This window comes from Pseudomonas phytophila (assembly GCF_025643095.1).
GTDB classification, from domain to species: Bacteria; Pseudomonadota; Gammaproteobacteria; order Pseudomonadales; family Pseudomonadaceae; genus Aquipseudomonas; species Aquipseudomonas quasicaspiana.
This window is the reverse complement of the sequence record NZ_CP081201.1, coordinates 1,651,000-1,663,351: the sequence shown is the minus strand read 5'-3', so window position 1 is coordinate 1,663,351 and position 12,352 is coordinate 1,651,000. Positions and strand designations below refer to the sequence as shown.

At 54.2% G+C, this 12,352-nt stretch carries 10 protein-coding genes, 1 tRNA gene and 2 pseudogenes; 7 read left to right on the top strand and 6 right to left on the bottom strand.

The window, feature by feature from the left end:
- Window position 1: 1 nt before the first annotated feature.
- Window positions 2-1,066 carry a tRNA preQ1(34) S-adenosylmethionine ribosyltransferase-isomerase QueA gene (gene queA / locus K3169_RS07360; RefSeq protein ID WP_099267604.1) on the bottom strand — a complete coding sequence of 355 codons (1,065 nt, stop codon included), beginning with the start codon at window positions 1,064-1,066 and terminating at the stop codon, window positions 2-4.
- A gap of 108 nt (window positions 1,067-1,174) precedes the next feature.
- Between queA and K3169_RS07355 the strand changes: the two genes are divergently transcribed.
- The 4 genes from K3169_RS07355 (at window position 1,175) to K3169_RS07340 (ending at window position 3,007) form a co-directional block, all read left to right on the top strand.
- Window positions 1,175-1,259: transfer RNA gene (locus K3169_RS07355), tRNA-Leu, on the top strand.
- A gap of 362 nt (window positions 1,260-1,621) precedes the next feature.
- Window positions 1,622-1,957, top strand: coding sequence for a hypothetical protein (locus tag K3169_RS07350; RefSeq protein ID WP_164581778.1), 336 nt, complete (start codon window positions 1,622-1,624; stop codon window positions 1,955-1,957).
- Window positions 1,958-2,293: 336 nt separating this feature from the next.
- Window positions 2,294-2,716 (top strand): hypothetical protein, encoded by a 423-nt coding sequence (locus K3169_RS07345; RefSeq protein ID WP_263270802.1) that lies wholly within the window; start codon window positions 2,294-2,296, stop codon window positions 2,714-2,716.
- A 12-nt stretch (window positions 2,717-2,728) separates the two neighbouring features.
- Window positions 2,729-3,007 carry a hypothetical protein gene (locus K3169_RS07340; protein WP_099267602.1) on the top strand — a complete coding sequence of 93 codons (279 nt, stop codon included), beginning with the start codon at window positions 2,729-2,731 and terminating at the stop codon, window positions 3,005-3,007.
- Between the two features lie 94 nt (window positions 3,008-3,101).
- Here K3169_RS07340 and K3169_RS07335 read toward each other — a convergent pair whose 3' ends face one another.
- Window positions 3,102-4,046, bottom strand: coding sequence for a T6SS immunity protein Tli4 family protein (locus K3169_RS07335; protein ID WP_263270799.1), 945 nt, complete (start codon window positions 4,044-4,046; stop codon window positions 3,102-3,104).
- A gap of 270 nt (window positions 4,047-4,316) precedes the next feature.
- The gene (locus K3169_RS07330) at window positions 4,317-5,804 is read right to left on the bottom strand and encodes a SulP family inorganic anion transporter (protein ID WP_231666134.1); all 1,488 of its coding nucleotides are present in this window, start codon (window positions 5,802-5,804) and stop codon (window positions 4,317-4,319) included.
- An 806-nt stretch (window positions 5,805-6,610) separates the two neighbouring features.
- Here K3169_RS07330 and K3169_RS07325 point away from each other — a divergent pair.
- Window positions 6,611-7,360 carry a DUF1828 domain-containing protein gene (locus K3169_RS07325; RefSeq protein WP_099267600.1) on the top strand — a complete coding sequence of 250 codons (750 nt, stop codon included), beginning with the start codon at window positions 6,611-6,613 and terminating at the stop codon, window positions 7,358-7,360.
- A gap of 870 nt (window positions 7,361-8,230) precedes the next feature.
- The gene (locus tag K3169_RS07320) at window positions 8,231-8,464 is read left to right on the top strand and encodes a hypothetical protein (protein ID WP_263270796.1); all 234 of its coding nucleotides are present in this window, start codon (window positions 8,231-8,233) and stop codon (window positions 8,462-8,464) included.
- A 44-nt stretch (window positions 8,465-8,508) separates the two neighbouring features.
- Here the strand turns inward: K3169_RS07320 and K3169_RS29720 are convergent.
- The 3 genes and pseudogenes from K3169_RS29720 to K3169_RS07305 form a co-directional block, all read right to left on the bottom strand.
- Window positions 8,509-8,943, bottom strand: a pseudogene (locus K3169_RS29720) (methyl-accepting chemotaxis protein); the annotation flags it as partial.
- A gap of 105 nt (window positions 8,944-9,048) precedes the next feature.
- Window positions 9,049-9,735, bottom strand: a pseudogene (locus K3169_RS29715) (PAS domain-containing protein); the annotation flags it as partial.
- Window positions 9,736-10,116: 381 nt separating this feature from the next.
- Window positions 10,117-10,641, bottom strand: coding sequence for a Bro-N domain-containing protein (locus K3169_RS07305; protein WP_231666094.1), 525 nt, complete (start codon window positions 10,639-10,641; stop codon window positions 10,117-10,119).
- A gap of 778 nt (window positions 10,642-11,419) precedes the next feature.
- Here K3169_RS07305 and K3169_RS07300 point away from each other — a divergent pair.
- Window positions 11,420-12,304, top strand: coding sequence for a manganese catalase family protein (locus K3169_RS07300; protein ID WP_027901015.1), 885 nt, complete (start codon window positions 11,420-11,422; stop codon window positions 12,302-12,304).
- The last annotated feature ends 48 nt before the right edge of the window (window positions 12,305-12,352 follow it).

Below are 12,352 nucleotides of genomic sequence, written 5' to 3'. Positions count from 1 at the left end.
CTCATGCGTGATCCTCTGGGCCCGATGCCTTGGGAGCGGTCGGCGCGGGATTGCGGGTGATGAACATCGCATCACCGTAACTAAAGAAGCGGTAACCGTTTTCCACTGCAGCCGCGTAGGCAGCCATGGTCTCGGGATAACCGGCGAATGCCGAAACCAGCATCAACAGCGTGGATTCCGGCAAATGAAAGTTGGTCACCAGGGCATCGACCACATGGAAGGGACGCCCCGGGAAAATAAAGATATCGGTGTCGCCGCTGAACGGCTTCAACACACCGTCGCGCGCGGCACTTTCCAGCGAACGCACGCTGGTCGTACCGACTGCAATCACCCGACCGCCGCGCTCACGACAGGCCGCCACGGCATCCACCACATCCTGGCCGACTTCCAGCCATTCGCTGTGCATGTGGTGGTCTTCAAGCTTCTCGACCCGCACCGGCTGGAACGTGCCCGCGCCAACGTGCAGGGTGACAAACGCCATCTCCACGCCTTTGGCTTTCATGGCATCCAGCAGCGGCTGATCGAAATGCAGACCCGCGGTCGGCGCAGCAACCGCACCGGCACGCTGGGCATAGACGGTCTGATAACGCTCGCGGTCGGCGCTGTCATCGGGCCTGTCTATATAAGGAGGCAACGGCATATGACCGACGCGTTCCAGCAACGGCAAGACCGGCTCGGTAAAGCGCAGCTCGAACAACGTGTCGTGACGCACGACCATCTCGGCTTCGCCACCGCCATCGATAACAATCATCGACCCCGGCTTGGGCGACTTGCTCGACCGCACATGGGCCAGCACGCTATGCGTGTCCAGCACCCGCTCCACCAGAATTTCCAGCTTGCCGCCGGACGCCTTCTGGCCGAACAAGCGCGCCGGAATCACTCGGGTGTTGTTGAACACCATCAAGTCACCGGGGCGTACATGCTCCAGCAAATCGGAAAAATGCTCGTGCCCCAGCGCGCCCGTCACCCCGTCCAGGGTCAACAAACGACTGCTGCGGCGCTCGGCCAAAGGGTGGCGAGCGATCAGGGAATCAGGGAGTTCGAAAGTAAAGTCAGCAACGCGCATGATCGAGTTCGTCTAGCAGGGCCGCGAAGTTTAGCGGAAAGAGACAAAATTGACCATGAAAGGTGATTGACCAACGGTAATACCGTCTGTAGACTTCGCCGCCATTGAGCCCTGATGGCGGAATTGGTAGACGCGGCGGATTCAAAATCCGTTTTCGAAAGAAGTGGGAGTTCGATTCTCCCTCGGGGCACCACGACACACTTCAAGCTGCCGCTCAATGCAGCTTGAATACATAGAAACCGGCCATTGCGCCGGTTTTTTTGTGGGTGGGATTTGGGTTTTCCGATAATAAAAGACGGTGACCTGCCAGGGCTTGCTGGCCTCCTGAGATCCGAAGGCACCGGGTTGAAGATAGCGCCGCAAGGTATGACACACATGACTGTCACGTACACTACACAAGGAAAAATTTTCCGGTGCAGACCTAAAGCGCGTAGGAAGTGTCAGTAAGAATTCGTTGATCGCATCTCCAACCCACACTCATGGATGGGCCAATCGTTTGTCTACCTCATCATCAATCGGCGCGGGTTATCCCTCATGTCACCGCTAGTGTGCGTCGTGACATTCCAGTTCGTGGCTGGAATGATAGGCTTCTGCGTCGTTTGCCCAAATCCGACTGCTTCACCAGCCTCCAGGAATATCGACCATCCCTCCCGAGCGTGGCGAATCTTCTTCCGGATCATGGCGGTCTGTATGTGCTACATGTTCTCGTCGCTGGTGACAATTATCGTACTGACCAATGTATTTGAGAATTACCATCCACAAGGCCTGTCGGAAATTAAACGCGCGATGCTGATAGCCACGCAGCCCATACCGTTGCTTATCGTTTTTTATTGGTTGCTTGCCAAGGGTCTGCGCAAGGTGGAGCGGAACAGGGTCAAAGCTGGCCAGTGATTGGGTTCGCTGCATTAGCGCTTGAACATTGGCAGGCAGAGATCGCTGCAGCCGGTCAGGAACTACATGATTATTCGGGCTTCACGCGGAGCGAATACCAAGTAGGGGCACCGTTCCATCCGCTTTGAATTCCATCTGGCGGACACGCATACAGAATGGTTGCATCCGTTTCCACTTTGAATTGACAGCTCATTAATGGAACTCATACTGACGCATTTTTGGTTACGTAAGTCCACGTGGCAAGCGCTCTAGATCGTCGCTCCCGAGCGATTTCAGCAGACCTGCTGCCGGGCTTTCCTAGCATCACAATGCGGGATCAGCGATAAGAAAAGCGCATTGTTTACCCATACGGATATGAAATACATGACTGGCCGCCTCACTGTTATCTCCCTCGCCGCCCTTGCCCTAATCAACCTCGCCGCCTGCACGCACTACCGCTATGTCAAACCCGAAACCGAGCAGGGTCAGCGCTGCGTGGCTCAACTAGATGCAAGAGTTCAGGCCTGTGAGAAACGGGCAGAGCAAAGCGCTCAAGGCCAGCGGGCAATTTACGAGGGGCGAATGGTAGGCTACCGAGCCTGCATGCAGCAGACCCCAGCGACCCCGCAAATTTCAAACCCCTGCGGCTCGGAGCCGGTCGACCCTGGGGCGGCGCAAAGCAAGATCTGTCGGCAGAATTACGAGGAGTCGTTTATTGACTGCGGCGGTCGCCTGGAAGAGGTCAAGGATAACCAGGCCGCTCATCCCGCAAACCGCTAGAGGAGCAACACCATGGCTTCACAACCGAGCTACCTGTTCGCAGCACTAAAGCAGCCGGATGATTCAGGCGTCGCAGCGCTGGTGGCGTTCGGTCTGGTGACCACGGAGGATGAGGTTTTTTATCTGGTTATTCGCTATAACGATTACCCAAACATCGTTGACGGCGACCATCTCTATCATTCACTTGAAGAAGTGCTTGAAGCTGCGAGCGCGGAGTACGGGATATCTCCACGGGATTGGCGAGACCTTTCGGCGGATGAAATCAGCAAAGTTGGTGCGCAGATTCGCTGACGCTTGAGTCTCGCTGTGATTGGGAGCGCCAAAGCAAAACCGTGCAAGTCGTAACACCAAGCGTCACGACTCACACGGTTACTTGAGCCACCGATCAAGGCAGCGGTTTCAGGCTATTGACAATCCCGTCCCAGAATTTCAACGCGTCTTCATCGGATTTAAAATCGCTGCCTTTCTCGTGCGTACCGAGTTCAAGCGCAATATAAGGCCGTGTGTTGGACTCTACTGTGCCTTTGTACTCTAGCTGGAAAGCATAAAACTGTTTGCCATCTACGCGGGCGCTAACCGCAACTTCCTCAGCCTGAATTCCGTTTACCAGGCGAGGCCTTTTCCTGAGGGTCTTGATACTGCCGGAATTAGCAAGCTCTCCTATCGACACGTCGTACTGACGTTTTTCAAATCGCTCTATCAAGCTGTCTTCCTGAGTAAAAATTGCCTTTGTGAGAAAGCTGATATAGGTACCTGGATGTCCCGCAATTTGCGCGCCCATGTAAACAGACTCCAAGAACTTTTCGCTACCAAGCGTCGTGTAGCCCGCCTCTATTGCAAAACCACCCTGCGGAGGAGCCTGGTGTGGCGGTCGGGAGTAAATGGAATTACTTAACAGGCGCATTTTCTCGATGCCACCCTCCAGGCCCTGTTCAGATATGTTTGCTGCCATCATGTGGTAAAGCGTATTTTTGGCAGTGAGCAGGTATACGTTAAAGGTATAAAACTTGTTAAATCGCGAAACGAGCAATACGCTTCCATTGTCAAGAGGGACCGTTTTCTCGTAAACACTGAAAGTGCCGACCGCTATGCCTTTTTTCAAGTCTTCTACTTTCTGGTCCACAGCTTGATTTATATGGGAGTCTCCCTCGTTGCTGACCCACTCTATTTTTTCGTCAAAGTTTTTATAGTCTGCAGAGATTTCCGACCCGCGAGGCAGTGCGATTTCAAATCTGCCAAAGTAGTGAGTATTCAAGAGGCTTTCGCTTTTGCTGTCTTCATAGGAGCTAGCCAGCACGCTGGTTGCATTAAAGCCTGCTGACACGAGCATGCATAATAAGAATCTGGTCACTGCGTGCAATGTTTCACCCTCATGTCACTTTCTGATATTGGCGGATGGCTTGGCGGTATCGGTGGGAGTCTACCCTTTCGACGGCCAGACAAGCTTGTACATCCCTCCATGAGTAGCCATGCAAGTTTGATCGGTTTCCATCACACAGAGGCTCGCGCTTGCTTTCGCGAACCCTATGAACCCAAGCGCGAGAGCACGAGACAGTTCCTCCAGCAGTTCGAAACCGATCAAAGCAGCCGTCTCGCGGCATTAATGCCCCATCAGCGTATCAATCCCATCTGGCTTGTCGTGCACACCGAAGCGATCCACCAACGTAGCCGTCGCCCGAGTCATGCCGATCACATCAACCACGGCACCAGTCTTGCGCAGTTTCAGCACGACCTTGTCCAGAGCGGCCACTGCTGTGATGTCCCAGAAATGCGCGCCACGCAAGTCGATGGTCAATGTTTCAAGTTCTTCCTTGAGATCGAAGGCGTTGGTGAAGCGATCTGCAGAGCCGAAGAACACTTGCCCGGTGACGTAGTAAGTGCGGTGACTATGTTCCGGATCACGCTGGGAAGTGACGTCCAGAAAACGGGCAATCTTGTTGGCAAAGAACATTGCGGCCAGGAGCGTCCCGGCAATGACGCCGTAAGCCAGGTTGTGAGTGGCGACGACCACAACGACGGTGACGACCATCACGATGTTGGTCGAAAGCGGATATTGCTTGAGGTTGCGGATGGACGCCCAACTGAAGGTGCTGATCGATACCATGATCATCACGGCAACAAGAGCGGCCATGGGAATACGAGCCAGCCAGTCGCCCAGAAACAGCATCATGATCAGCAGTAACACGCCAGCACTCAGTGTCGACAAACGCGTCCGGCCGCCCGATTTCACGTTGATCATGGATTGTCCAATCATCGCGCAGCCTGCCATGCCGCCGATAAGTCCCGTCGCGACGTTGGCAATGCCCTGCCCTTTGCACTCGCGGTTCTTGTCGCTAGTGGTGTCCGTCAGGTCGTCGACGATGGTCGCCGTCATCATGGATTCCAGCAGTCCGACAACGGCCAGTGCGGCTGAGTAAGGCAGGATGATCAGCAACGTATCGAAGTTCAGCGGCACCTCAGGCCACATGAAGATAGGCAGGCTGTCAGGCAGAGACCCCATGTCTCCAACGGTACGCACGTTCAGACCGAGATAGACCGCAATCGCAGTCAACACGATGATGCACACCAGTGGCGACGGTAACAGCCGCCCAACCAAAGGTATGCGCGGGAAAAGATAGATAATCGCCAGACCACCGGCGGTCATCGCATACACCGGCCAGGTGACGTCAGTCAGCTCAGGCAACTGAGCCATGAAAATCAGTATGGCCAGCGCGTTGACGAACCCGGTGACCACGGAGCGCGATACGAAGCGCATCAACTCCCCCAGCTTGAGATAACCCGCGAGGATCTGGATGACTCCGCATAGCAAGGTGGCGGCCAGCAAGTATTGAAGACCGTGATCCTTGACCAGGTTCACCATGAGCAAAGCCATGGCGCCTGTCGCAGCAGAAATCATGGCGGGACGACCGCCCACGAAGGCGATCACGGTGCAGATACAGAACGACGCGTAGAGACCCACCTTGGGGTCGACGCCGGAAATGATGGAAAAAGCGATGGCCTCAGGAATGAGCGCCAATGCGACAACGAGACCCGCGAGCACATCTGCCCGCACGTTACATAGCCAGGCGGCTTTGATTTTTTCAAACATAGACTTACCCATGGCAAACGCACCACTACGCAAAGCGCGGACGGCGCTGTGTAAGGCAGATGCGTCTGTTTCAGTAGAGTTGTGGTGTTGCCACGGCCAATAAAGACACGCAGCAGAAGGAGACCGCAGCTAGAAGGCGGTCAGGGTATTGCGAGGGGGGCGAAACGCTAAGGCGGCGTAGGCAGCCAGTTCGAATGGAGCAATGTATTTTCCATTGGTGGTCGGATTGCGACGTCGGAATGATAGCGAATCAAGAGAGGGGTTTTCAATTTGAGGGCTGGTCCATCCGACGGACGCGAGGCATAAGGCCCGTTGGCTTTATAAGCGCGAGCGCTGAAGAACAGGAGGTTATTCAGGAATAATGGAGGGACTTTTTTCCAGATGAAGTCCACAGGATGGGGCACCTATTCACTTGCACTTGAGTCCAGCCCGACTTGAGACATGCAGTATCACGAATGCGCCACTCCCTGCCTGCCACGGCGAAACATCGCAAGCCATTAACAGATTAATCCGACAGCAATCCTCCCTGACTTTCATTAGCATTTCCTCACCCAAAGTAGCGCTAAAAGCTACTGACTCAAGCCGCTGGAATTGATAATGGTTGAAGAAGACTGGCTTGCCGCGTGTCGTGATTGGTGTCGAAGGGCGAAATACCTCTCTGACGAAATCGAATGGCAGGCGAAGCCAACACATTCAGGATGGCTTCAAGCTACGAGCATGCTGCTGGATGAGCGCCGAGTCTCAATTCCTCATCTGTATTTCAAAACTATCCCCTCCCTTCAAAGACGATCTTTTCGGGAGTGACGATGGATAACATAAGTTGCAACGACTTCTTTGAGAGATCCGGATGGCACTGCCAGACCATCGAGACCGGTAGCAGGATCGCTACCTACATAAGTACGCCCTTCACGTTACGGGGCGGGAAGTCACTGGACTTTTATCTGTTCGCAGAAGCTGGAAATCTGGAATTCACAGACGACGGCATCACTTTGTTTGCACTGCGTTCTCTTGGCTATCCACTGGGGGATAAACGCAACTGGCGGAGCCTTGAAAACATTGCAATCAGGCATGGCTTTTCACTGTCGGACGCAGGCGCTTTCGAAACTGTTTTTATTGAGTCTGAATTGAGTATCTGGGGTGCGAAAATACTGCGCCTCTTCTCCTCTATCGCCACCTGGGAGGAGGATCGCTTTTCGGAGGGCGACACAGACTTCTCGCTAACCCAAGAAGTTGAACTGATGTTGCGGGCGAAAGATCCGACAAGACACCTGGATCGAAACGTACTTATTAACGTGGGCGGAACTGGAACTCACTTTGACTTTCTATGGGGGTCTACCTATGTCGATTCAGTCACGCCTACGGCCAACGCCATCAATGCACGGTTGAGGAAAGCGCTACTCGTCAACAAAGCTGAAGACCCTGTCGATATGCTTTTCATAGTGGATGACCGGGACAAGCCAACAAAGGCAGATGAGGAGATTGCGGTCCTTGGTGATCTGGCACCAACCATACGCATCACCGACTTCGAGCAGTTTTTCAGCCCCGGTACTCATTAGAAGTCATGCTCAACGCTATTTATTCACCGTACAGCCCTAACGTCTGCTCACCTGCCTCGCCATCTGATCCGTATTTTTCTCCGCCTTCTGAATCTGTATTGAAAATACCCTCCCCCCGATAATCAAGGCCTCAGCAGCCGGGAACCGGCCACTGATAGCGCAGTTTTCAGCGTGCATCTGGACTCGCTACCTCACCCAATATCGGGAGGCCTTATGGGCAAGCTAACGATCTACATGGCGATTTTTTTATTGGTAGCAATCGGCGTGGGTGTGCTGGGTACTATTCCTCCGGGTTGAGGGGATGGCTGATCCGGTGGCAAGCTGGAAGCCGGAGAGTCAGGTTGATCCTGAGGATTGATGTGTGCCTGGCCTGAATGGTCAACTCAGCTCTGATTACAAGCCGGTAGTAGATATTGCTGACCACAGACTGGGTGGAGAGCCTTATCGTGCGCACCTGGAGTGTCGCAGCGATCTACCTGACATCACGATTCGCACCGCAACTGTGTCCCTTCAGGAGACTTGCCCACGATGCAGACGCCGCGGTGTATCAGTTGGACCGCGTTGCATTCATCGCGAGCAAGCTCAGCTCCCACAGAGTTCCGAATCGACCAAACGACAGTGGGGTGTCAGGCGCAGCAGTCTTAGGAGTTATCAGCCCCAAACACTTTCTGTGGGAGGTTCTATGTTGGCCTGCAAACGTTGATCCCGGTAGGAGCGAATTCATTCGCGAAGAGGCCGGTGCATCCGCAGCCTTTGTATCGACTAAAATACTGCCTTCCCGAATGAAGTGGAGCGCCCCCCCGGTCGGTCCTACCATGATGGAATGAGCTTGAGATACAGTTTCGGTTTCTGAGGAAGGAGCAGGACCTGGTGCAGTCGGAACTTGCAGCGATGCTGCGCATTGATGTGCAGACGGTCGCCAATTGGGAGAAAAAAGGGGTCGATGCGGTGCCTGGTCCGGCGGATTTTGCAATGCGGGCGTTTTATGCCGCCTTCCGCCATATCCAGAACGGGCCTTTTGAAATCGCCCCCAATGCGGCACCGGAAGAAGGTGCCGTATTCATGCTGAGCAACAGTAAATGGGCCGAGGCCAAGGCGGCGTGAAGCCAATAAACCAGGCCCGGTTTAACCCGGGCCTGGCTGATCAATCAACCCGATACCTGATTCGCAAACTGCCCCACAGCGTTCACAACCTGTTGGGCGCCATCCTGAATTTCGACGATGACTTTACCGGCCTGACCTGACAGCTCCAGGCCCTGTTCAGCCTGTTTTTTTCCGTGTTCGATGACGCCAACCGCTTGCTCGGCGAGTGCCTGGTTTTTCTGCACTACGTCGACGATTTCGGCGGTGGCTTTGCTGGTGCGGGAGGCGAGTTGGCGGACTTCGTCGGCGACGACGGCGAAGCCTCGGCCTTGTTCACCGGCGCGGGCGGCTTCGATGGCGGCGTTGAGGGCCAGCAGGTTGGTTTGATCGGCAATGCTGCTGATCGCGGTGATGATCGAGCCGATGATTTGCGATTGCTTGTCGAGTGCGCCGATGCCCTCTACAGCCAGCTCCATTTGAGAAGCCAGGGCGCGCATGACGTCGACGGTTTCCTTGACCACGACGCTGCCTTTACGCGCAGTTTCGTCGGTGTGTTTCGAAATCGTGAAGGCAATTCTTGCGGCTTCGGAAACGGCCTCTTCGCGCTCGACTTGCTCGGTGATGACAGTGGCGAATTTCACAACTTTGTAAAGACGACGGTGAGCGTCTGTCACCGGGTTGTAGGACGCCTCCAGCCAGACAGAATGACCACGGCTGTCGATACGTTTGAAGCGATCGACCACAAACTCGCCACGGCGCAGCTTGTCCCAGAACATCTGGTACTGCGGAGAGTTGGCTTCCTGCGCTTCGCAGAAAATACTGTGGTGCTTGCCGACTACTTGCGACAGCGAATAGCCCATGGAATCCAGAAAGCGTTGGTTGGCGGTGAGCACGGTACCGCTGAGATCGAACTCAATAACGGCCGTGGAACGCTGCAACGCTTCGATCAGGTTTTCGTGCTCACGGGAGGCCTCAATGGTGCGCGTCAGGTCACTGGCGTACACGGAGAACTGCGTGACCTTGCCACTGCTGTTGGTCACCGGCTGAACGATCACCCGCAACCAGGCTTCTCTCTGATCACCACGGAAAATCTGCAGCGCCCCAGCCCAGTGCTTGCCTTGCTGAATCGCTTTGCTCATGCGCGAAAAGTGATCAGTGCTCTGGGCGTATTTGGGCACCATTTCCAGCAGCGAGCGGCCGACCAACTCGCTACTGGTGTAGCCCATTTCCTGTTCGAATTTGCGGTTGACCGACTCGATCTTGCCGCGCTCATCAAGGTTGATGGACAGCATTTCGATTTCGAGACTGTCGCGTACCTGCTCCATGGACGAAAGCTTTTCGCTTATCGTTAACAACTCCTGCTTCAATCGTTTATTGAAAATCATAAAGCAGTAACTCCGCACACGTTTTTTATCAGAGGCAGGCAAGCAGCAATCGGTATTGATTACGCGTAAATGTATACGACTGATAGCGGCTGAAACGGCGAAGACTTGAGGCTCTGGAACGAGGTTTCCAGCGAAAAAACGTTGTTTTCAGATAACGGGCTGTATATGCCTGAATAAATTATAAAAAAAGAAAACTGGATCCAGTGTCTGGTTTTTTTTTACGCATTGAAAATAGCTAATCACGATTACCAGGTCGGGTTTCAACCAAGCGCCTGGACGTATGGCGGATCACTGGCGAGTCATGTCCAGCGCTTTGCGCCACCACGGTTTTTCCCATGCTTGAGGTGCGGGCAATACGTCCGGCATGTCGCGCAGTTTGATCCACTGTTCGTTTTGCCATTGCAGCAGGCACAGACTTTTGCCGGGCCACTGCATAACGCTGAAGCTGGGTTGATGGGTTTGCGGTGCTTCACGCAGGGCGGGCATGACTTCATGAGTCAGCCAGCGGCGCAAGGCGCGGTTTTCCGGGACGTAGTGGTGAACCAGCATGGCGTAGGCGCCGGACTCGCTGATCAGTATCTGTTTGCTCCATTGAGCGCTGGCCAGCAGCCACGCAGTACGGTACTGGTCCGGGTCGAGTTTATAGATGGAGCGTTGATCCAGTGCTTTGCCCATCAGGCGTGCCAGATCCTGCAGGCAGAACCAGCCCTGCTCTTCGAGCATCAGGGCGCGCAGCATGCGTTGGTGGCGGACGAACAGCAGGGGTTCGAAACAATCGGCTGGACGAGTTGGCTGAGGTTGAAGCGCTTGCATCCGTTTAACTCCTTTCGGTCATGGCTTGCCATCCTTAACCCGCTGAACAGGGTAAGGGTGGCAGTTGTGCGAAGGTTAGCGAACCGGCCCACCTAAAAGACAAATACACCGGCAGACCCGAAGGTCTCCGACGCACAACTGCCATAACGCATGTTTCAAGCGTAGATGAACGCTGGAAACATTCCGTAGGAGATGTCTATTAATGTGGATTCGGATCGCTAAATCCGGTCGCTTGTTTTGAGCAACGGAGCGGAGACTAGCCGCATGCTTTTCATGTCGCAAGTGCTTATAAGGTAAGAATTTAAAAGAAAAATATAGCAATAAGACAGTACTTCAAAAGGTGTAAGAATTTTCCACAATACAACTAATTTACATATAGGCGGCACTGTAGGCTTTGGGAAAAAACGGGTTTCCGTAGGACCGGCTTCAGCCGGGAGGGGGCCATTACATCCGCAAGGCAACCCTGGCCCAATTAACGTCCCCCCGGCTAAAGCCGGTCCTACGGGTTATCTGTTAGTTTCTTCGTGACAGCGCGGTGTCAGGTAATCAGGACAGCTTCTGTATGGCCAATAGCTACCGATCAAAAGCCACCCACCCAAAACAGTGCATTTATACGACGATAAACACTCAGTCGACTCTATCAACTTTCAAGTTCTAAAATTTTAATACCGCTGGTCAACTTTCCGGAACGGTACTTCTTTTCAATTGCTCTCTTTCCTGTGGCCCCAAAGATGACCACACAGCCGTTTTGGCCAAGATAAAGTTGAGGACTAACTCCATGTTTTTACATAACCGACGTTTGCAATACACCGTGCGTGTGGCAAGACCAAACCCAGGCTTGGCGAATCTTTTGCTTGAGCAATTTGGTGGAGCTCAAGGTGAACTGGCGGCAGCAGCGCGCTACTTCACTCAAGCCTTGGCTGAAGAAGATCCAGGCCGTAAAGACCTGCTGATGGACATCGCCACTGAAGAGCTGAGCCACCTGGAAATCATTGGCTCGATCATCTGCATGCTTAACCGTGGCGGCAAAGGCCAACTGGCTGAAGGCGTACAGGAAGAAGGCGAACTGTATCGCGCTATCAACGGCGCCGGTAACGATTCGCACATCACCAGCCTGTTGTATGGCGGGGGCGCGCCACTGACCAACTCGGCCGGTGTGCCATGGACTGCCGCTTATGTCGACACCATCGGCGAACCAACGGCGGACTTCCGTTCCAACATTGCCGCCGAAGCACGGGCCAAGATTGTCTATGAGCGCCTGATGAATGTGACTGACGATCCAGGTGTCAAAGAAGCGCTGGGCTTCCTGATGACCCGGGAAATTGCTCACCAGAAGTCGTTCGAAAAAGCACTGCACTCCATCCAGCCTAACTTCCCGCAAGGCAAGTTGCCCGGCATGCCTGAGTTCACCAACGTGTACTTCAACCTGTCCACTGGCGGCCCGGATGTGCGCGGCCCATGGAACGAGGGTGAAGAGTGGGAATACGTCGAATCGCCAGAGCCTGCGGTGGATGGTGGCGACGGTAGTGCGTCTGTCGTGTTGTCAGATGAAGATGAAGATGTGCTGCTTGATATGAAAACCCGAACCATGTCCGATCCGGAGTCCAACCCGATCACTGCGGCTGATCTGGGCTCAGGTTTCGTGCAAGGCAAAGACGCTTGATCGTTTGAACAATCGCTGGCCCAAACCCCGAACTGATAAGGAGGTAAC